This window comes from Ferrovibrio sp. GW821-FHT12B10 (genome assembly GCF_058807515.1).
On record NZ_JBXAQT010000001.1, the window covers coordinates 2,760,419 to 2,778,529 of the forward strand.

22 protein-coding genes and 1 tRNA gene are annotated in these 18,111 nt (G+C 63.1%); 14 read left to right on the forward strand and 9 right to left on the reverse strand.

The features are described 5' to 3' along the window. Nucleotides 1-24: 24 nt before the first annotated feature. The 3 genes from AC1RRT_RS13920 (at nt 25) to AC1RRT_RS13930 (ending at nt 2,084) form a co-directional block, all read left to right on the forward strand. The gene (locus tag AC1RRT_RS13920; RefSeq protein ID WP_493014406.1) at nt 25-720 is read left to right on the forward strand and encodes a DNA-3-methyladenine glycosylase family protein; all 696 of its coding nucleotides are present in this window, start codon (nt 25-27) and stop codon (nt 718-720) included. Further along, nucleotides 717-1,427, forward strand: a complete 711-nt coding sequence (locus tag AC1RRT_RS13925; RefSeq protein WP_493014407.1) for an alpha/beta hydrolase — start codon at nt 717-719, stop codon at nt 1,425-1,427. The genes AC1RRT_RS13920 and AC1RRT_RS13925 overlap by 4 nt, the downstream gene beginning before the upstream one ends. 111 nt (nt 1,428-1,538) lie before the next feature. Continuing rightward, nucleotides 1,539-2,084 (forward strand): HNH endonuclease, encoded by a 546-nt coding sequence (locus AC1RRT_RS13930; RefSeq protein ID WP_492980330.1) that lies wholly within the window; start codon nt 1,539-1,541, stop codon nt 2,082-2,084. A gap of 11 nt (nt 2,085-2,095) precedes the next feature. Here AC1RRT_RS13930 and AC1RRT_RS13935 read toward each other — a convergent pair whose 3' ends face one another. Genes AC1RRT_RS13935 through AC1RRT_RS13945 form a run of 3 tightly spaced genes read right to left on the reverse strand, consistent with a single transcriptional unit; the run spans nt 2,096 to nt 3,712 of the window. Next, on the reverse strand, nt 2,096-2,638 hold the full coding sequence (locus tag AC1RRT_RS13935) for a demethoxyubiquinone hydroxylase family protein (RefSeq protein ID WP_493014408.1): 543 nt from the start codon (nt 2,636-2,638) through the stop codon (nt 2,096-2,098). Beyond that, the gene (locus tag AC1RRT_RS13940) at nt 2,638-3,126 is read right to left on the reverse strand and encodes a disulfide bond formation protein B (protein ID WP_493014409.1); all 489 of its coding nucleotides are present in this window, start codon (nt 3,124-3,126) and stop codon (nt 2,638-2,640) included. Before AC1RRT_RS13940 ends, AC1RRT_RS13935 begins: the two co-directional genes overlap by 1 nt. Nucleotides 3,127-3,130: 4 nt before the next feature. Next, nucleotides 3,131-3,712, reverse strand: coding sequence for a YqaA family protein (locus AC1RRT_RS13945; protein WP_493014410.1), 582 nt, complete (start codon nt 3,710-3,712; stop codon nt 3,131-3,133). Nucleotides 3,713-3,882: 170 nt separating this feature from the next. On the opposite strand from AC1RRT_RS13945, the gene AC1RRT_RS13950 reads away from it, so the two are divergent. Then, nucleotides 3,883-3,969: transfer RNA gene (locus AC1RRT_RS13950), tRNA-Leu, on the forward strand. 73 nt (nt 3,970-4,042) lie between these two features. On the opposite strand, the gene AC1RRT_RS13955 is transcribed toward AC1RRT_RS13950, so the two are convergent. Then, a complete protein-coding gene (locus AC1RRT_RS13955; RefSeq protein ID WP_493014411.1) occupies nt 4,043-4,228 on the reverse strand; it encodes a CsbD family protein in 186 nt (61 codons plus the stop codon). A 170-nt stretch (nt 4,229-4,398) separates the two neighbouring features. Between AC1RRT_RS13955 and AC1RRT_RS13960 the strand changes: the two genes are divergently transcribed. The 5 genes from AC1RRT_RS13960 (at nt 4,399) to AC1RRT_RS13980 (ending at nt 9,342) form a co-directional block, all read left to right on the forward strand. Further along, on the forward strand, nt 4,399-4,608 hold the full coding sequence (locus AC1RRT_RS13960) for a hypothetical protein (RefSeq protein ID WP_493014412.1): 210 nt from the start codon (nt 4,399-4,401) through the stop codon (nt 4,606-4,608). A gap of 2 nt (nt 4,609-4,610) precedes the next feature. Next, nucleotides 4,611-4,985: an HPF/RaiA family ribosome-associated protein gene (locus AC1RRT_RS13965; RefSeq protein ID WP_493014413.1), complete on the forward strand. Its 375-nt coding sequence runs from the start codon at nt 4,611-4,613 to the stop codon at nt 4,983-4,985. A gap of 326 nt (nt 4,986-5,311) precedes the next feature. Beyond that, nucleotides 5,312-6,127 carry a crotonase/enoyl-CoA hydratase family protein gene (locus AC1RRT_RS13970; RefSeq protein ID WP_493014414.1) on the forward strand — a complete coding sequence of 272 codons (816 nt, stop codon included), beginning with the start codon at nt 5,312-5,314 and terminating at the stop codon, nt 6,125-6,127. Nucleotides 6,128-6,236: 109 nt separating this feature from the next. Continuing rightward, nucleotides 6,237-8,099 carry a feruloyl-CoA synthase gene (locus AC1RRT_RS13975; RefSeq protein WP_493014415.1) on the forward strand — a complete coding sequence of 621 codons (1,863 nt, stop codon included), beginning with the start codon at nt 6,237-6,239 and terminating at the stop codon, nt 8,097-8,099. Continuing rightward, a complete protein-coding gene (locus AC1RRT_RS13980; RefSeq protein WP_493014416.1) occupies nt 8,089-9,342 on the forward strand; it encodes a thiolase family protein in 1,254 nt (417 codons plus the stop codon). Before AC1RRT_RS13975 ends, AC1RRT_RS13980 begins: the two co-directional genes overlap by 11 nt. Here AC1RRT_RS13980 and AC1RRT_RS13985 read toward each other — a convergent pair. Together AC1RRT_RS13985 and AC1RRT_RS13990 are read right to left on the reverse strand one after the other, a co-directional pair. Then, the gene (locus tag AC1RRT_RS13985) at nt 9,329-9,814 is read right to left on the reverse strand and encodes a MarR family winged helix-turn-helix transcriptional regulator (RefSeq protein WP_493014417.1); all 486 of its coding nucleotides are present in this window, start codon (nt 9,812-9,814) and stop codon (nt 9,329-9,331) included. The two genes, AC1RRT_RS13980 and AC1RRT_RS13985, sit on opposite strands and share 14 nt — an antisense overlap. 57 nt (nt 9,815-9,871) lie before the next feature. Then, nucleotides 9,872-10,639 carry an IclR family transcriptional regulator gene (locus AC1RRT_RS13990; protein WP_493014418.1) on the reverse strand — a complete coding sequence of 256 codons (768 nt, stop codon included), beginning with the start codon at nt 10,637-10,639 and terminating at the stop codon, nt 9,872-9,874. 151 nt (nt 10,640-10,790) lie between these two features. Here AC1RRT_RS13990 and pcaH point away from each other — a divergent pair, with 151 nt between their 5' ends. From pcaH to pcaC, 5 genes are read left to right on the forward strand one after another with little or no spacing between them, the layout of a single operon-like run. Beyond that, complete coding sequence (pcaH, locus tag AC1RRT_RS13995) at nt 10,791-11,495, forward strand: protocatechuate 3,4-dioxygenase subunit beta (protein WP_493014419.1); 705 nt, start codon at nt 10,791-10,793, stop codon at nt 11,493-11,495. Nucleotides 11,496-11,511: 16 nt separating this feature from the next. Next, nucleotides 11,512-12,084 (forward strand): protocatechuate 3,4-dioxygenase subunit alpha, encoded by a 573-nt coding sequence (gene pcaG, locus AC1RRT_RS14000; protein WP_493014420.1) that lies wholly within the window; start codon nt 11,512-11,514, stop codon nt 12,082-12,084. 28 nt (nt 12,085-12,112) lie between these two features. Continuing rightward, nucleotides 12,113-13,468: a 3-carboxy-cis,cis-muconate cycloisomerase gene (locus tag AC1RRT_RS14005; protein ID WP_493014421.1), complete on the forward strand. Its 1,356-nt coding sequence runs from the start codon at nt 12,113-12,115 to the stop codon at nt 13,466-13,468. Between the two features lie 17 nt (nt 13,469-13,485). Beyond that, nucleotides 13,486-14,268, forward strand: a complete 783-nt coding sequence (gene pcaD, locus AC1RRT_RS14010) for a 3-oxoadipate enol-lactonase (protein WP_493014422.1) — start codon at nt 13,486-13,488, stop codon at nt 14,266-14,268. An 11-nt stretch (nt 14,269-14,279) separates the two neighbouring features. Further along, nucleotides 14,280-14,675, forward strand: a complete 396-nt coding sequence (pcaC, locus tag AC1RRT_RS14015) for a 4-carboxymuconolactone decarboxylase (RefSeq protein ID WP_493014423.1) — start codon at nt 14,280-14,282, stop codon at nt 14,673-14,675. Nucleotides 14,676-14,753: 78 nt separating this feature from the next. On the opposite strand, the gene AC1RRT_RS14020 is transcribed toward pcaC, so the two are convergent. From AC1RRT_RS14020 to AC1RRT_RS14030, 3 genes are all read right to left on the reverse strand, one after another. Next, nucleotides 14,754-16,148: a DEAD/DEAH box helicase gene (locus AC1RRT_RS14020; protein WP_493014424.1), complete on the reverse strand. Its 1,395-nt coding sequence runs from the start codon at nt 16,146-16,148 to the stop codon at nt 14,754-14,756. A 266-nt stretch (nt 16,149-16,414) separates the two neighbouring features. Continuing rightward, on the reverse strand, nt 16,415-17,263 hold the full coding sequence (locus tag AC1RRT_RS14025; RefSeq protein WP_493014425.1) for an amidohydrolase family protein: 849 nt from the start codon (nt 17,261-17,263) through the stop codon (nt 16,415-16,417). 12 nt (nt 17,264-17,275) lie between these two features. After that, nucleotides 17,276-18,097: an NAD-dependent epimerase/dehydratase family protein gene (locus AC1RRT_RS14030; protein ID WP_493014426.1), complete on the reverse strand. Its 822-nt coding sequence runs from the start codon at nt 18,095-18,097 to the stop codon at nt 17,276-17,278. Between the last annotated feature and the right edge of the window lie 14 nt (nt 18,098-18,111).

Genomic DNA, 18,111 nt, shown 5'->3' on the forward strand with positions numbered 1-18,111 from the left:
AGCGATTCTCTCCGCAGGCAGCTTATGGCAAAGCCTCTCCCCGCCGCAAAGGCCGATAACCGCAAGCGCACCAAGCAGGCGCTGGCGCAGCTCTGCGCCCGCGAGCCGAAATTCACGGATGTGCATGCCCTGGTCGGTTTCATTACCGACCGGCGCAGGCCGGCCGATTTCGCCACCCTGTGCCGCATCGTGATCGAGCAGCAGATTTCGGTCGCGGCCGCCAATACCGTCTGGGGCCGGCTGGAGGCCGTGGTGCAGGGCCGCGCCAATGGCGTGTTCAGCGCCGAGCGCGTGCTGAAGCTGAGCGAGGCGCGCCTCCGGGCCTGCGGCCTCAGCGGCCCCAAAGTGCGGTATGTGCGCAACATGGCGATGGCGGCGAAAAGCAAGGCCATCGATTTCGATCTGCTGCCGAAACTCGATGATCATGCCGCGATGGCAATGCTGACTGAAGTGAAGGGTATTGGTCGATGGACGGCGGAAATCTTCCTGATGTTCGCACTTGATCGTGAGGACATCTGGCCGGCCCATGACGTGGCGTTGCAGGAAGCTGTGAAGCAGGTCTTTGGCCTGAAGACACGGCCGGATGTGAAGAAGATGGACCGCATGGCGGAGAACTGGCGGCCGCATCGCGGTGTCGCCGCCCGCCTGCTCTGGCGCTATTATGCCGTGGCGCGCAATCGCCTCACCACGGATCATGTCAACGCAAAGGCTCCGCCATGACCACGATTGACGGCCCCCGCCTGCCAGCCGCCAAGGGTCCAGCCCGCAAGCTGGTCGTGCTGATCCATGGCTATGGCGCCGATGGCAATGATCTGATCGATCTGGGTAAGCAGTGGAGTGGCCTGCTGCCCGATGTTGCTTTCGCCGCACCGCATGCGCCGGCGATGATCCCAGGCTTTCCGCCCGGCATGATGGGCGGGCGGCAATGGTTTGCGCTCGACTCTTACGATCCAAACCTGCTGCGCCGCGATCCCAAATACACAGCCGGGATCTACGCCACCATGCAGAAGGCGGCGGAGCAGGCGTCGCCGGCGTTGGAGCAGTTTCTGGACGCCGAACTGAAGCGGCATAATCTGGGGCCCGGCGATCTGGCGCTGGTCGGCTTCAGCCAGGGCACCATGATGGCGCTGCATGTCGGCCTGCGCCGCGATCCGGCGCCGGCGGCAATCTTGGGCTATTCCGGCGCGCTGCTGGGCGGCGAGGGGTTGGAGAAGCAGATTCGCGGCCGGCCGCCGATCCTGTTGATTCACGGTGATGCCGACGAGGTCGTGCCGATTGAGGCCATGCACGCGGCGCTGAAGGCGCTGGGTGATGCCGGCTGTCCCGCCCGCTTCCATGTCAGCCCCGGCCTGGGCCATGGCATCGACGGGCAGGGCCTCGGCCTGGGCGGGCGCTTCCTCGCCGAAAGCTTTTCAGGCGCTAGGTAATCGGCATGTTCCCTGGGGATAGGCCGACGGGCTTACAAAATAAGGTGGTTGTCATGATGCGGTAACCCCGCATATGGTAATGACATTCGGCGTACGGACCTGAGGGAGACGATGACCCCAGAGAGTTGTCCAGCGTTGGTTCTGAATGCGGATTACCAGCCGCTCTCATATTTCCCGCTATCGGTCTGGCCGTGGCAGGAAGTGGTCAAAGCGGTCTGCATGGACCGTGTCACTATCCTGTCGGAATACGAACAGGAAATCCGCTCTCCCAGTTTCAGCATGCGCCTGCCCAGCGTGGTGGCGCTCAAGCGCTATATCGCGCCGGCGCGCCGGCCGGCCTTCACCCGGTTCAATCTTTTCTTGCGTGACCGCTTCTCCTGCCAGTATTGCGGCAGCCGGCATGAACTCACTTTCGATCATGTGGTCCCGCGCTCGCGGGGTGGTTTGACTCGCTGGGACAACGTGGTGGCGGCCTGCGCGCCCTGCAATCTGGCCAAGGGCGGGCGCATGCCCGATGACTGCCACATGCATCCGCGCATGCGTCCGCATATGCCGACGGTACAGGAGTTGCAGCGCAACGGGCGGGGCTTCCCACCCAATTTCCTGCACGACAGCTGGCGCGATTTTCTCTACTGGGACAGCGAACTGGAGCCGTAACGGCGCGCTGTTTAAACTCGCTCAGATAGCCAGATGGCGCCGCGGGTGATCGCCTTGATGCCCTTCGACAGCAACGGATAGGCAGGCGCTTCGGCCGCGCCCTCGGCGCGCGCGGTGTCGCGATGCTCGATTTCCTCCGCGCGGAATTTCTCGATGGTCTGGCGCAGTTCGGGCTCAGCCTCGCCCAGTGCTTCCACCTGTGTCGCATAATGGCTGTCGATCACTTCCTCGACCGCTTCGGTGCAGGCCATAGCAGCCTTTTCACCCATCAGGGCCGTGGCGGCGCCCAGCGCGAAGCCGCCGACATGCCACAGCGGTGTGAGTAGGGTCGGGCGCACGCGGCGCTGCGGCAGCAGGCGGGAGAAGGCATCCAGATGCGTCAGCTCCTGCTCCAGCATATGGCGGATGGTGGGTGTCGACGGCGCCGCCTTCAGCACCGAAAGCTGGCCTTCATAGATGCGCTTAGCGCCGTATTCGCCGGCATGGTCGACACGCAGGATGCGTTCCAGCAGCTGGCGCGGATCGGGATCACCGGCTAGGCGTCGCTTCTGCATTACGCAGCCCTCCTGACGGCCAGCAGGGCGAAGACGGCCAGGGCCGCCGACCACAGGGCATTCCAGCCGGCCATGGAGAGGCCGAGCACGCGGATCGCCGCCTCGTCGCAGCGCACCACCGGTGCGGCCAGCAGCTGGGCGCGCAGGTCTTCCAGCGAGGTGGCGGTGGTGCCGCCGCTGCAACTGGTCAGGCCCTGCCACCATTTCCATTCTACGCCGGCATGGAAGAGGCCGATGCCGCCGGTAATAGTGAAGCTGAGGGCGGCCAGCGCCAGCAGCTGCACACGCCAGCGCGGCAGGACCAGGGCGGCGAGGCCGAAAACCACGGCGGCGATATGCGGCCAGCGCTGCCAGTGACACATCTCGCAGGGCGGCAGGCCGAAGCCGTACTGCGCAACCAGGACCAGCGCCAGCGTGCCGCCGGCTGCCAGCGCGACAACCAGGCCGGAGCGAGCGGGGGTAAGCAGCGGATCGAGAATGCGGATCATGGTGTCAGAAAAGATAGCGTACGACGACGAAGCCGCCAATCAACACAACGACAAAGATGATGCCGAGGATATTGAGGCGCCTCTCGATGAAATCCCGGATCGGCTCGCCATAGAGGCGCAGCAGGCCGGCAACCAGGAAGAACCGGATGCCGCGGGTGATGATGGAGGCGATGATGAAGACGCCCAAGCTGAAATGCGCTGCCCCACTGGCGATGGTGACGATCTTGTAAGGGATCGGGGTCAGGCCCTTGATCAGGATGATCCAGACGCCCCATTCGTCATAGGCGGCTTCGAAGGCATGCCATTTTTCGCCATAGCCGTAGAGATCGATGATCCAGCGGCCAACCGTCTCGATCAGGAAATAGCCGATGGCATAACCGAACAGGCCGCCGATCACCGAGGCCACGGTGCAGATCAGCGCATACTGGAAGGCGCGCTGGCGGTTGGCCAGGCACATCGGGATCAGCATCACGTCGGGCGGGATGGGAAAGATCGAGCTTTCCAGGAAGGACACCACAGCCAGCGCGCGGTCGGCCCGCGGGCGGGCGGCCTGACGCATGGTCCAGTCATAAAGGCTGCGGAACACGGCTTGGATTTCTCCCGAACGGGCTACGTGTATGCCGGAGCCATCGCACCTTGTCCATGCGCTGTCCGGTCGCAACTGCGTGACAAAGATATGTTTTCGGGGATTTTTCCGGGCAGGCCGGTGGTTGATTCGGCCGGGGCCTTCGGTAATATCCGGCCGCCGACTGCCGGGCCCCAGTGGTGAAATTGGTAGACGCGACAGACTCAAAATCTGTTATCCGCAAGGGTGTGCTGGTTCAAGTCCGGCCTGGGGCACCACCTTCATCCGTGCAGTCGCTCATGAAAAAAGCCGGACACCCGAAAGGGTGCCCGGCTTTTTCGCATTCAGCGCTTAGTGGCGCTTGTTGGCGTCGCGCAGCGCGTCTTTCGCGCCGCCCACGGCATTCTGGATCTTGCCTTCGACCTGGTCCACCTTGCCTTCGGTCTTCAGCTTGGCGTCACCGGTCAGTTTGCCAGCGCCTTCCTTGATAGCGCCCTTGACCTGCTTGGCCGTACCTTCAATGCGATCCTTATCCATGATGCTCTCCTGTATGTGCTGCAGTGACCCATAACCAACGGTCTCGCACTGGGCGCGTTCCGGTCAGATTGTCGCAGCCATCAGGTCTTATCCGCTGTTTTCTGCGATCTTGTTTTTGGAACTCCACTTTTCTTTGCGGGTTGTCCTAATGACACGAAAAGGAGAGCGTCATGGGACAACATGCTAAGCCCGGAAAACCGCAGTCCGTAAAAGATTCGTCATCCGCCGATACCGATTATTCGCGCCTGCGCCGTCGTCGTCGCTCGGATGATCTGGCAGAGCAGGAAAAAGCGCAGGCTGCGAAGGATCATTCCGAAGTGGGTCAACAGGGCAATATCAGACAGAACACGCATAATCAGGGTTACCAGCAGGATCGCTGAGCATGGAGCGCGCACCGCAGATCGTATTCCGCAACATGGACAGCTCACCGGCGCTAGAGAGTGCCATTCTTGAGCGCCTGAACCGGCTTGAACAGTTTCATTCCAACATCATCGGCTGCCGCGTGGTGGCTGAAATCCCGCATCGCAGTGCGGGTGGCGCCAAACCGCCGCTTGCGCTCTCGGTGGAGGTCGAGGTGGGCGGTCGTCCGCTCATTGTCGTGAAAGACAGCGAAACGCGGCGTGACGCCAAGCATGATCAGGGGGCCGTCATCACGCATGTTTTCGGTGCAGTCGAGCGCCAGTTGCGCGAGACGGCGGCAGTGCAGAAAGGCACAGTGAAGGCCCAGACCGATAACAGCCTAATCGACAGCACTTAGCGGCCGGGCCACGTCTTCCAACGGCTTGCGTTCCGCAGCCGTACCCTAGATCACCGGCGCGATGCCGGCGACCAGCATCGCGCCGGCCTGTCTCACTTCCAGCCCGTCCAGAATCCAGGTGATGCCCAGCCCAGGACCACCAGGGTGTGGAAACGGCCCCAGCGCAGATTGTCCAGCCGGCCGGGAATATCGGTGCCCAGAACGGTCATGCCCGGGCCTTTCGCAGGGGCAGCACGGTTTCTGGCCGGGATTCACTCCTCTTGCCATTGGAAGTAAAATAGTTATGCTTCATAACAATTCTTGACCGGACAAAAAAGATAATCGCCATGCGTCTCGATCCCGTTGACCGTCGTCCCACTGCCGAATTCGGCCTGCCGCCCACCCTGGGTGTGAGCCTGCAGGGCGATATCGCCGTGCTGACCTTGAAGCGGGCTGAAAAACGTAACGCCTTGGACAACGCCACGGTTCTGGGGCTCCAGACCTTTTTCCTCAGTCCGCCGGATGGCGTGAAGGTCGTGGTGCTGGCCGGCGAGGGCGAGCATTTCTCGGCCGGCCTTGATCTGAGCGCGACGCAGGAACTGTCATCCACCGATGGCGTGTTCCATTCACGCATGTGGCATGAGGCTTTCCGCCACATCCAGTTCGGCAAGGTGCCAGTGATCTCGGTGCTGCATGGTGCAGTGATCGGCGGCGGCCTCGAACTGGCGGCCTCGACCCATATCCGCGTGGCCGAACCCAGCACTTTCTATGCCTTGCCGGAAGGCCAGCGCGGCATCTTCGTCGGCGGCGGCGGCTCGGTGCGCATCCCCAAGCTGATCGGCGTGGCCCGCATGATGGACATGATGCTGACCGGCCGCGTCTACAAGGCCGAGGAAGGCCACGGTATCGGCCTGACCCATTATCTAGTCGGCGAAGGCCAGGGCATGGCGACTGCGATGGATCTGGCGAGGAAGATCGCCGCCAATGCGCCGATGACCAATTTTGCCGTCATGCATGCGCTGCCGCGTATCGCTGACAGCTCGCCCGAGGCCGGCTACATGATGGAGGCGATGATTTCTTCCATTGCCCAAGCCGATGTGGAGGCGAAAGCGCGCATCAAGGATTTTCTGGAGAAGCGCGCCGGCAAGGTCGGTAAGGACTGAAGATCACGACCGGCCCGACTGCGTGTACCGCAGCGGGCCATTCCCTGGGCCGGCTTCCGGAAGCGGTCGGCCATCATTCGCAGGGGGCATTCGGGAGGAGTGAACGCGTATGACGCATCCGCATCGTCAGGTCCGCTACGGTCGCGCCGATACCGAACTGACGCGCCTGCCTGACGGCACGATTCTGATGCGCTCGCCCGAAGCGCTGGATGCCTATCCCGACAAGCTGACCGAACGGCTGCTGCATTGGGCTCGCGTTGCGCCGGATCGCACCTTCATGGCGCAGCGTGACGCCAATGGCGACTGGCGCCGGCTGACCTATGGCGATCTGCTTGATCGCGTGCGCGCCATCGGGCAGTCACTGCTGGACCGCAACCTGTCGGCTGAGCGCCCGATTGCCATTCTGTCTGACAATGATCTGGAGCATCTGCAACTGGCGCTGGCCGCGCAATATGTCGGCGTGCCCTCGGCGGCGATCTCGCCGGCCTATGCGCTGGTCTCGACCGATTTCGCCAAGCTGCGCCACGTACTTGATTTGCTGAAGCCGGGTCTGGTTTTTGCCGCGGATGGCGCGCGTTTCGGCAAGGCGATGGCTTCCGCCGTGCCGACCGGTGTGGAGATTGTGGTCACCGCCAATCAGCCTGCGGACCGCAAGGTCACGATGTTCGAAAGCCTGCTGAATGTGGAGCCGACGGAAGGCGTCGAGCGTGCGCATGATATGGTCGGACCCGATACGGTGGCGAAATTCCTGTTCACCTCCGGCTCTACCGGCATGCCCAAGGGTGTGATCAACACTCAGCGCATGCTGTGCAGCAACCAGCAGATGATCCTGCAGTCGCTCCCGGTCTTTGCCGACGAGCCGGTCTTTATTGACTGGCTGCCCTGGAACCACACCTTCGGCGGCAACCACAATATCGGTATTACACTTTACAACGGCGGCTCGCTCTACATCGATGACGGCAAGCCCGTGCCAGCGTTGATCGAGCGCACGGTGCGCAATCTCAAGGAGATCGCGCCCACGGTGTATTTCAATGTCCCTAAGGGCTTTGAGATGCTGGTGCCATACCTGCGCGCCGACAGACAGCTGCGCGAAACGTTTTTCAGTCGACTGCAAATGATCTTCTTCTCCGGTGCTGCATTGCCGCAGCATGTCTGGACCGCGCTGGAAGAGCTTGCGGTCGAGACCATCGGCGTGCGCATCCCGATCATCAGCGGTCTGGGGTCGACCGAGACCGCGCCCTTTGCGCTCTGCGCCAACTGGCCGGTCGATCGTTCCGGGATCATCGGCCTGCCGGCGCCGGGTCTGGAGCTCAAGCTGGTGCCGAACGGGCAGAAACTGGAAGTGCGGGTGCGCGGACCCAATGTGACTCCCGGCTACTGGCATATGCCCGAGATCAGCGCCAAGGCTTTCGACGAAGACGGCTATTACATGATGGGCGACGCAGCGCGCTTCCTCGATCCGGCTATCCCCGAGAAGGGCCTCATGTTCGATGGCCGTATCTCGGAAGACTTCAAGCTCACCAGCGGCACCTGGGTCAGCGTCGGACCGTTACGCGGCAAATTCATCACTCATTTCGCGCCTTATGTGCGCGACGTAGTGATCGCCGGCCATGACCGCGACCATCTGACCGGGCTGGTCATTCTCGATATCGACAACTGCCGCGCGCTCTGCCCGGAGCTGCCGGGCAATGCAGGTGTCGAGCAACTGGCCCATGCGCCGCAGGTGCGGGCGGCCTTCGCCCGCCTGCTGGCGGATTTCATCGCCCAGGCCACCGGCAGCGCCAGCCGCATCGAGCGCTTGGTGCTGTTGGACGAACTGCCCTCGCTGGATGTCGGTGAAGTCACCGACAAGGGTTCAATCAATCAGCGTGCCGTGCTGAACCATCGCGCGGCGCTGGTCGAAGATCTTTACGCCGCTTCCCCCTCAGACCGTGTCATCACTGCCAACAAGAGAGTCGCTCATGTCGCCTAATCCCGGCCTTGCCCAAAGCTACACCGATATCTGGCTGCTGGATGGGGTGCGCACGCCCTTTGCCGACTATATGGGCGCGCTGGCCGATATCTCGCCGATCGATCTGGGCATCAAGGTTGCCCGCGAAGCCCTGAAGAAGGCCGATGTGCCGGCTTCCGATATCGGCACTGTCGTCGCTGGAAACATGGCGCAGGCGTCCTACGACGCCTACATGCTGCCGCGTCATATCGGGCTTTACGCGGGCGTGCCGACCGAGGTGCCGGCGCATCTGGTGCAGCGGGTCTGCGGTACCGGCATCGAGGCGATCATGCAGGTGGCGGGCCAGATCATGCTGGGCCAGACCGACGCGGGCCTGGCGGTTGGCGCGGAATCGATGAGCCGCAATCCAGTGGCGTCTTACACCCATCGCAATGGCTTCCGCATGGGGCAGGTGGAATTCAAGGATTTCCTATGGGAAGCCCTGATCGATCCGGCACCCGGCATCATGATGGGCGATACAGCCGAGAATCTGGCGCGCGAATACCAGATCACCCGCGAAGAGGTGGATGCCTATGCGGCCGAAAGCTTTGATCGTGCCGTGAAGGCGAAGACAGACGGATTCTTCAAGGGCGAGATCACCAGCGTCGGCAGCGAGGAATTCGCGCTGGCGGGTTACAACAGCCGCGGCATCAAGATGAACCGCAAGGCGCCCGAGGTGAGCGAAGACACCCATGTGCGCCCCTCGCCGGTAGAGGCACTGGCGAAGATCCGGCCGGCTTTCGGCGGCGTGCAGACTGGCGGCAATTCATCCGGTGTGGTGGATGGCGCAGCCGCCGCCATCGTGGTCTCGGGCGGTTATCTCAAGGCCAAGGGCAAGACACCGCTCGGCCGCATCGTGGCGGGCGCCAGCATCGGCGTGAAGCCCGAGGTGATGGGCATCGGGCCGGTGCCGGCGATCCAGGCGCTCTGCGCCAAGGCTGGTATTACCGTCGATCAGATCGACCGCTTCGAGATCAACGAGGCCTTTGGCGCGCAGGTGGTGGCCTGCATGCGGGCGCTGAATATTCCACGCGAGAAGCTGAACGTGAATGGCGGCGCCATCGCCATTGGGCATCCGCTTGCGGCTACGGGCATTCGTCTCTCGGTGACGGTTGCACGCGAACTGAAACGCTCGGGCCTGCGCTACGGCGTGGCATCCGCCTGCATCGGCGGTGGCCAGGGCATTGCGCTGCTGATCGAGAATCCGGACGCTAAAGCGCGCTGAGCTTTTCGAGCAGGGAGAGCAGCTGTTGCTTGTCATCGGCGCCGAGGACGGCGTCGATGCGCTTCTCGTGCTGGGTCAGCAGGCGACGATAGGCGTCCTTCAGGAAGGTCTCGCCTTTCGGTGTCAGGTAGAGCGCATTCGAGCGGCGGTCATCAGGCGCCGGCTCGCGCCGGGCCAGCTTGCGTTGCTCTAGCTCATCCAGCAGGGCGACGAAATTGGCGCGGTTGATCCCAAGCGCTTCGCTGACGCGTGACTGCTTCAGGCCGGGATTGGCGTCGATGATGGCCAGTACCGAGAACTGCGCCGGCCGCAGGTCGAAGGGCTTCATCACGGTCAGGAAATCCTGGAACACCGAAAGCTGGGCGCGCCGCAGACGGTAGCCGAGCAGGTCCTGCAACGACCTAAGATCGACGGCTGACTCCGTGTCAGCCGGCAGCGGGACGGTCGCGGGTTTGCGGCGGGTCGAAGCCATATCTGTGCTTAGACAATAATATCGCCCGGGGCAATCGCTGTGGTCAGGGCCGGTCTGTCATGCCAGGGCCATCCGGATGCCCTCGGCGGCATAGAGCAGCGGCGAGAGGTAGCGCTGCTGCATTTCCTCTGCCGTGATGCGGGTGGCATGGCCGCTGACATTCATAGCCGCCAGCACGCGGCCGGCCTGGTTGCGAATCGGCACGGCGATCGATCGCAGGCCGATCTCCAGTTCCTGATCCACCATGGCATAGCCGACGCGACGCGCTTCGCCGATTTCGGCGCGCAGGCGCTCCGGGTCAATGATGGTGTGTGGTGTCAGCGCGCCGAATGTGGTGTCGGTGAAATACTGGTCTAGCTCGCTGGGGCGCAGATCGGCCAGCAATACGCGGCCCATCGAGGTGCAGTAGGCGGGCAGACGAGTGCCGATGCCCAGCGCCACCGACATGATGCGCTTGGTCGGCACGCGCGCTACATAGACGATGTCGCTGCCTTCCAGCACCGAGATCGAGCAGGACTCGTTCACCTGCTCGGTCAGCCGCTCCATGAAGGGCTGGGCGCGTTCCCAGATATGCATTGAGGTTAGGAAGGCGAAGCCGAGCTCCAGCACGCGCGGGGTGAGGCGGAAATACTTGCCGTCGCCGGTGACATAGCCGAGTTCGCACAGCGTCAGCAGATAGCGGCGCGCGGCGGCACGCGTCATGTCGGCACGGCGGGCGACTTCGCTGAGCGTCATTTCGTCATTGTCGCGGTCAAACGCCGTAATGACCCGCAGGCCGCGCGCCAGCGAGGTCGAAAAATCCCGTGCATTGATGGTCGTTGACATCGCTGAACGACCTCCCTGTAATGTTTCTTTATAAAACTATTGTGCGTTATACGCACATTAAGTCAAGGAAATGTCGAAATCTTTGACATGGGTCAGCGCCAAAAGCGGCTCGACCGGCTATAAAAGGTCAAAGAGTCAGGAGGAAACCAGAATGTCCCAGATCAACGGCTACAAGCGGCCGGCGGCCGGCACCCAGCCCAATTACCTGCATCCCCCCTATCAGTCTTCGATCAAGCGTGCCCCGGGCAAGCCGCTTATTCTGCTGCCGCACACCCTCTCCGAGGTGACTGGCCCGCTGTTTGGCCATGAACTGGTCGGCCCGACTGACAATGACCTGACCAAACAGCATGCCGCCGAGCCGCTGGGCGAGCGCATGATCCTGTCGGGCAAGGTTGTGGATGAGGCTGGCAGGCCGGTGCCGCGCACGCTGATCGAACTGTGGCAGGCGAATGCCTGCGGCCGCTATCGCCATGCGCTGGACCAGCATGATGCGCCGCTCGATCCGAATTTCACTGGCTATGGCCGCACCGTCACCGATGACGAGGGCCGCTACCGCTTCGTCACCGTGAAGCCCGGCGCCTATCCCTGGCGCAATCACCACAATGCCTGGCGTCCGCAGCATATCCATCTGTCGCTGTTCGGGCCCAGCTTCATGACCCGCTTGGTGACGCAGATGTATTTCCCGGGCGATCCGCTGCTGCCGCTCGATCCGATCTTCAACTGCGTGACCGACCAGCGCGCGCGCGACAGCATGGTTTCCACCTTCGATTTGGAAACCACCATCCCCGAATTCGCCCTCGGCTATCGCTGGGATATCGTTCTGCGTGGCCGCGACGCCACGCCGGCCCACGCCTGATCACGGACCAACCTCAATGACGCTCGTTCCCACTGCCTCACAGACGGTCGGCCCTTACCTGCATCTCGGCCTCACCGTCATTACCATCGCTGATATCGCCAAGGACGCTTCCAAGGGTGAGAAGATCGTGATTTCCGGCCGCGTCTTCGACGGCGAAGGCCAGCCGATCCCCGATGCCCTGCTGGAATTCTGGCAGGCCAATGCCGATGGAAAATACGCCCATCCGGAAGACACCCAGTCCAAGTCGCTGGACGGCAAGTTCATCGGCTTTGGCCGCGTGCCGACCGACAAGGAAGGCCGCTACAGCTTCACCACCGTGAAGCCGGGCACCGTGCCGGGTGGCGGCAACAGTCAGCAGGCGCCGCATATCGTGGTCTGCCTGTTCATGCGTGGCATGCTGCGGCATCTCTATACCCGCATCTATTTCTCGGATGAGACGGCGGCCAATGCCAATGATCCGGTGCTGGGCCTGATCGAGGATGCCGGCCGCCGGCCCAGCCTGGTCGCCGAGCGAATCGCCGGTAAGGCCGAGTATCGCTGGGACATTCACATGCAGGGTGCGCAGGAAACCGTCTTTTTCGATTGCTGATCTGGCTCCGGCTCAGCAACATGCGTCCATGACAGACAACAGCAAGACGGGCCTGCTGGGTCCGCTTTTCCACGGCACGGCCATCGGCGCGGTCTTCACCGACCGCGCCTATCTGCAGGGCATGCTGGATTTCGAGGCCGCGCTGGCGCGTGCCGAGGCCCAGACCGGCGTGATCCCGGCGGCTGCGGCTGCACCCATCGCGGCGCACTGCGATGGCGGGCTTTATGATCTCGATGCCCTGGCAGAGGCTGCGGCCCGTGCCGGCAATATTGCCATTCCCCTGGTCAAGGCGCTGACGGCGAAGGTCGCGGCAAAGGACAAGGATGCCGCAGGCTATGTGCATTGGGGTGCCACCAGCCAGGATGCGATGGATACCGGCCTGGTACTGCAGCTGCGCAAGGCCGTCAGCCTGATCGAGGCCGATCTCGCGCGGCTTTCGGCTGCTCTGGCAGCTCTGGTGAAGAAACACCGCGAAACGCCGATGGTGGGGCGCACCTGGCTGCAGCACGCACTGCCTATCACGTTTGGCCTCAAGGCCGCAGGCTGGCTGGACGCTGTCGAGCGCCACCGCGATCGCCTCAATGAATTGAAGCCGCGCCTGCTGGTGCTGCAGTTCGGTGGCGCCGCCGGCACGTTGGCTGCGCTGGGCGATAAGGGCCTGGTTGTTGCCGAGGCTCTGGCTGTCGATCTGAAGCTTGGCCTGCCGGCAGCGCCCTGGCATGGCGCGCGCGACCGGATTGTCGAACTGGGAGCGGTGCTGGCGCTGCTGACTGGAACATTGGGCAAGATGGCGCGCGATATCGCACTGCTGATGCAGACCGATGTGGGCGAGGCTTTCGAGCCGGCCGGCGAGGGCCGTGGCGGCTCGTCGACCATGCCGCACAAGCGCAACCCGGTGACGGCGGCCAGCGTGCTGGCGGCCGCCACCCGTGCGCCGCATCTGGCCGGCAGCCTGTTATCGGGCATGGCGCAGGAACATGAGCGCGGCCTCGGTGGCTGGCATGCGGAATGGACCGTGCTGCCGGAACTGGTACAGATCACGGCTGGCGCCTTGCAGCAGATGGCTGACACCATCGCCGGCTTGGAGGTGCAGCCCGAGCGCATGCGCGAGAATCTGGATGCGACCCATGGCCTGATCATGGCCGAGGCTGTGACCATGGCGCTGGGCGTGAAGATTGGTCGCGGCGAGGCACATAAGCTGGTCGAGGCTGCATCGAAGAAGGCTGTGTCCGCGAAGCGCCATCTGCGTGATGTGCTGGCCGAGGACAAGGATGTGATGGCGCAGATCGATCGCGCCGCGCTGGACCGCCTGTTCGACCCGCTGGGCTACAGCGGTATCGCGACCGGCCTGGTCGACCGCGTGCTGGCGGCGCGCAAGCCGTAAAGTTTCAGGAGAGTTCCATGTCGCAGATCACCACCGACGATGATGTGTCCATTCATTACCGGCTGGAAGGCCCGGAGGACGCGCCGGTGCTGGTGATGTCGAATTCGCTCGGCACAGATCACACCATGTGGGATCCGCAAATGCCGGCGCTGCTGCAGCGCTTTCGCGTGCTGCGTTATGATACGCGCGGCCATGGTAAGTCTTCGGTCCCCAAGGCGCCGTATCTGGTGGATCGCCTGGGCAAGGACGTGATCGCTTTGATGGACGATCTCGATATTCCGAAGGCGATGTTCTGTGGCTTGTCGATGGGCGGCATGACCGGCATGTGGCTGGGTGTGCATGCGCCGGATCGCTTCAGCAAGCTGGTGCTGTGCAACACGGCGGCCAAGATCGGCACGTCGCAGGTCTGGAATGACCGCATCGCCACGGTGCGCAAGAGCGGTATGGCCGCGATCACGCCGGGCGGCATCCAGCGCTGGCTTACCGAGCCTTTCATCAAGGCCAATCCTGCAGTGGTGGAAAAGGTTTCGGCGCTGCTGCTGTCCACCGATCCGGAAGGCTATTGTCTGGCCTGTGGCGCGGTGCGCGACATGGACCAGCGTGAAAGTGTTGCCGCCATCCGTGCGCCTACGCTGGTGATCGCCGGCACTTACGATGTGCCGACGCCGGCTGCCGACGGCAAGATCCTGGCCGATACGATTCCCAATGCCCGTTATGTCGAACTGCCGGCCGCGCATCTGTCCAATGTGGAAGTGGTGGCCGACTTCACCAAGGAACTGACTGGCTTTCTGGCCGGCTGAGGAGATGCCCCATGGATGACAAGCAGCGTTACGACGCCGGCATGAAGGTACGACGCTCGGTTCTGGGCGATGCCCATGTCGACCGTTCGATTGCCAAGATCACGCCCTTCAACGAGGAATTCCAGAATTTCATTACCCGTTATGCCTGGGGCGAGATCTGGACCCGGCCGGGTCTGGAGCGCAAGACGCGTAGCTGCATGACGCTGTCGATGATGATTGCGTTGAACCGTCCCGACGAGTTCAAGTTGCATGTGAAGGCGGCGTTCAACAACGGCATGACGCGCGACGAGATCAAGGAAGTGATCATGCAGGCGGCGATCTATTGCGGTGTGCCGGCCGGCAACAGCGCCTTCCACTGGGCCGAGGAAGTCTTCGTCCAGATGGAGAAGGACGGCCTGAAAACCTGAGGGCGCCGCTTCCATGGTCTGGAAAAGAAAACGGCGCCATGAAGGCGCCGTTTCCGTATCAGGGATGTCGAACAGAGGTCAGTGCGTGGTCGCCTTGGCCTGCTGGCCGCCGTTATGGCGGGGACGCTGGCCCTGGCCGCCCTGCTTGGGGCGATTCTGCTGCTGCGGGCGCTGACCGTCGCGCTGACCGCCGCCGCCCTCACTGCGCTGGCCGCCGTGACGCTGGCCTTCGCTGCGACGCTGGTTGTTGCCGCGCGGGTTGTTGCGGTTCTGGCCATGCGGGCGCTGCTGCTGCGGGCGGTTCTCGCCTTTTGGTTCGGCAGCAGTGGCCGCACCCAGCTTGGCGTCACCACGACGATCGGTCGTGACGATGCGCTGGCGGGTGATGCGCTCGATGTCGCGCAGGTAAGGGCGTTCGTCCTGGGCACAGAACGAGATCGCCTGGCCGGCGGCGCCGGCGCGCGCGGTGCGGCCGATGCGGTGGACATAGCTTTCCGGCACATTCGGCAGTTCGAAATTCACCACATGGCTGACGCCGGTGACGTCGATGCCGCGGGCGGCAATGTCGGTGGCGACCAGGACGCGGACGCGGCCAGCCTTGAAATCGGCCAGGGCGCGCTCGCGCTGGCTCTGCGACTTGTTGCCATGGATGGCCGCGGCCGGCACGCCGCTACCGACCAGATGGCGGGCGACCTTGTCGGCGCCATGCTTGGTGCGTGTGAAGACCAGGGCGCGGGTGATGGCCGGATCAACCATGATCTCGGCGAGCAGGGCGCGCTTGCGCTCGGCTTCGATGAAGATCACCTGCTGTTCGACGCGCTCGGCCGTGGTGGCGACTGGGGTGACTTCCACCCTGACCGGATCCTTCAGGAAGCCGGCGGCAAGCTGGGCGATGTTCTGCGGCATGGTGGCAGAGAAGAACAGGCTCTGGCGCACCTTCGGCAGGGCCTGCGAAATGCGCTTGATGGCATGCACGAAGCCCAGATCCAGCATCTGGTCGGCTTCGTCCAGCACCACGGTCTCGACCTGGTCGAGGCGCAGGTTGCCCTGCTGCATGTGGTCGATCAGGCGGCCCGGCGTGGCGACGAGGATGTCGACGCCGCGCGCCAGCGCCTGGGTCTGCGGGTTCATGCCGACGCCGCCGAAGACGGTAACGACATTCAGCTTGGTCTCGCGGCCATAGGCGCGGAACTTGTCGGCGATCTGCGAGGCGAGCTCGCGGGTGGGGCTGAGGATCAGGGCGCGGCAGGTCTTGGGTGCCGGACGACGGTTGCCGGCAGCGAGGCGCTGCAGGATCGGCAGGGCGAAGGCAGCGGTCTTGCCGGTGCCGGTCTGGGCGATGCCGAGAATGTCGCGGCCGGCAATCACCGGCGGAATGGCCTGCGCTTGGATCGGCGTCGGCTGGGTATACTTGCCCGCGGCAATGGCGTTGAGCAGGGCCTGGTCGAGACCAAGGTCATTGAAAGTAGTCAAAGGAGAATCCTTGAAACAAGGCGTACAACGGCGCGGGGCGGGAATCGCCTGCAGCACAACGGTCATACGCGGGGACCGATGAAACGCCCCGCGTGACCTGGGTCGTATATGAAGAGAACTGAAGGCGCTGGCAGGACGAGAGAGCAGTTGGAGCGCTCCTCGTTCACGCGGCCCGGCGCGAAAGGCTATCGACGCAGTATTGGTCGAACGGCAGGGGCTATATGGAGTCTGCAGCGCCTGCCGTCAAGGGAAATAACCAATAATGTCTAGAAACCGTACAATTCAGCAGGATTCTCGACGAAAATCCGCTTCCGGTCGGCTTCATTGGGCGCCCAGTCGAGCATGAGGTCGAGCAGGGCGGCTTCGTCCGGATAGCCGAATTTGTCGGCCTGGGCATGCGGGAAGTTGCTGGCCCAGATCATGCGCTGGGGTGCGTGCTTCACCAGCGCCTTGGCGAGCGCACCGACATCCTCGTATGCCGGCTTGCCGGTCTTCGAGGTTTCGTACACGCCGGCCAGCTTGACCCAGACATTGCCGGTATCCACCAGGCGCAACAGCGACTGGAAGGAAGGATGATCGACTGGCACCGGATCAATGAACTTGCCGACATGGTCGATCACGACGCGGCAGGGCAGGCGTTTGATCATCGCCTCATGCTCGGGCAGTTCGCGGCCGTTGAGCTGCAGCAGGATACTCCAGCCAAACGGCGCAATGCGGTTGGCCATCTCTTCGGCTACGTCCAGCTTCAGCGTGCCGCCTAGCAGGTTCATGGTGCGCAGGCCGCGTGCGCCACCCTTGGTCAGGCGCTCGAGCTCGGTATCAGCGACGCCGGGCTTCACCACGACGACCGCGCGGGCGCTAGCGCCCAGCTCGGCTGTGGCATCCATGACCAGGCGGTTGTCGTCGCCATAGGCATTGGCCTGCACGACGATAACGCGCTCGATGCCCAGCCAGTCCATCACCTGGCGGTATTCGGCCACGCCCACGGCGGGCGGTGTCGGTGTATTCGGCAGGGTCTGGTACCGGTCGTCGTAGAAATGGATATGGGTGTCGCAGGCGCCCTTGGGCATCTGCAGCTTCGGCTTGGGGCCGGTAAAGACGCGGGTATAGGTCATGACAGGCTCCGCTCAGGACAGTTTTTTCAGTTTCTCGAAATCGCCATCGAATTCCTGGCTGCAGAAAGGCGTGCCGCCCTGGAAATAGCCGCCGATGGGATCGACGGGCAGAGACTTCTGCGCCTCGATGGCTTCGGCGGCAAACACCTCCGACTGGCCCGCCGGCTTGTAACCAAGTGAGAGCGCGTGGCTGTTGTCCCACCATGCGCGCTTGTTGTCCGACACGCCATAGACGACTTCGTAGACCAGGCTGGGCTTTTCCAGGCCGAGCTGGATCAGCTGCACCAGATCATCGGGCCGTAGCCAGATCGCCAGGCGGCGTTCGTCAATCGGCTTGTCGCCGAAATTGCCGATGCGGATCGACAGCACGCCCATGCCATGCTTGTAGGCATAGAGTGAACCCAGGCCTTCGCCGAACAGCTTGCTGAGGCCATAACGCGTATCGGGCAGGGGGATCGCTTCGGTGCCGATCTTCTTCTTGCGCGGATGGAAGCCCATCACGTGATTGGAAGAGGCGAAGACGACGCGCTTGGTGCCGGCCTTATGTGCGGCCTCGAACAGGTTGTAGCAGCCGATGATGTTGGAATTCAGGATGGTTTCCCAGGGGCCTTCCACCGAGAAGCCTCCCAGATGTACGATGCCGTCGACGCCCTTCACGATCTTCTCGACCGCGCCGTAATCGGCCAGATCGGCGGCAATGAATTCCTCATCGCTGCGCAGGTCGGCGGGCGACTTCAGGTCGCTCAGCACCAGTTCGGGATAGAGCGGCTTCAGTAACTGACGCAGGCGAGTGCCGACGCCACCGCTGGCACCGGTGAGAAGAACGCGCTTCATCGTGTTTCCTCCTT

Excerpts from the sequence above, each read along its gene's own strand:
- pcaH (WP_493014419.1), top strand. The coding sequence starts at position 10,791 with ATGTCCCAGATCAACGGCTACAAGCGGCCGGCGGCCGGCACCCAGCCC.
- pcaG (WP_493014420.1), top strand. The coding sequence starts at position 11,512 with ATGACGCTCGTTCCCACTGCCTCACAGACGGTCGGCCCTTACCTGCAT.
- AC1RRT_RS13930 (WP_492980330.1), top strand. The coding sequence starts at position 1,539 with ATGACCCCAGAGAGTTGTCCAGCGTTGGTTCTGAATGCGGATTACCAG.
- AC1RRT_RS13920 (WP_493014406.1), top strand. The coding sequence starts at position 25 with ATGGCAAAGCCTCTCCCCGCCGCAAAGGCCGATAACCGCAAGCGCACC.
- AC1RRT_RS13980 (WP_493014416.1), top strand. The coding sequence starts at position 8,089 with ATGTCGCCTAATCCCGGCCTTGCCCAAAGCTACACCGATATCTGGCTG.
- AC1RRT_RS13975 (WP_493014415.1), top strand. The coding sequence starts at position 6,237 with ATGACGCATCCGCATCGTCAGGTCCGCTACGGTCGCGCCGATACCGAA.
- AC1RRT_RS13955 (WP_493014411.1), bottom strand. The coding sequence starts at position 4,228 with ATGGATAAGGATCGCATTGAAGGTACGGCCAAGCAGGTCAAGGGCGCT.
- AC1RRT_RS13935 (WP_493014408.1), bottom strand. The coding sequence starts at position 2,638 with ATGCAGAAGCGACGCCTAGCCGGTGATCCCGATCCGCGCCAGCTGCTG.
- pcaD (WP_493014422.1), top strand. The coding sequence starts at position 13,486 with ATGTCGCAGATCACCACCGACGATGATGTGTCCATTCATTACCGGCTG.
- AC1RRT_RS13925 (WP_493014407.1), top strand. The coding sequence starts at position 717 with ATGACCACGATTGACGGCCCCCGCCTGCCAGCCGCCAAGGGTCCAGCC.
- AC1RRT_RS13940 (WP_493014409.1), bottom strand. The coding sequence starts at position 3,126 with ATGATCCGCATTCTCGATCCGCTGCTTACCCCCGCTCGCTCCGGCCTG.
- AC1RRT_RS14005 (WP_493014421.1), top strand. The coding sequence starts at position 12,113 with ATGACAGACAACAGCAAGACGGGCCTGCTGGGTCCGCTTTTCCACGGC.
- AC1RRT_RS14030 (WP_493014426.1), bottom strand. The coding sequence starts at position 18,097 with ATGAAGCGCGTTCTTCTCACCGGTGCCAGCGGTGGCGTCGGCACTCGC.
- AC1RRT_RS14025 (WP_493014425.1), bottom strand. The coding sequence starts at position 17,263 with ATGACCTATACCCGCGTCTTTACCGGCCCCAAGCCGAAGCTGCAGATG.
- pcaC (WP_493014423.1), top strand. The coding sequence starts at position 14,280 with ATGGATGACAAGCAGCGTTACGACGCCGGCATGAAGGTACGACGCTCG.
- AC1RRT_RS13965 (WP_493014413.1), top strand. The coding sequence starts at position 4,611 with ATGGAGCGCGCACCGCAGATCGTATTCCGCAACATGGACAGCTCACCG.
- AC1RRT_RS13960 (WP_493014412.1), top strand. The coding sequence starts at position 4,399 with ATGGGACAACATGCTAAGCCCGGAAAACCGCAGTCCGTAAAAGATTCG.
- AC1RRT_RS13985 (WP_493014417.1), bottom strand. The coding sequence starts at position 9,814 with ATGGCTTCGACCCGCCGCAAACCCGCGACCGTCCCGCTGCCGGCTGAC.
- AC1RRT_RS13970 (WP_493014414.1), top strand. The coding sequence starts at position 5,312 with ATGCGTCTCGATCCCGTTGACCGTCGTCCCACTGCCGAATTCGGCCTG.
- AC1RRT_RS13990 (WP_493014418.1), bottom strand. The coding sequence starts at position 10,639 with ATGTCAACGACCATCAATGCACGGGATTTTTCGACCTCGCTGGCGCGC.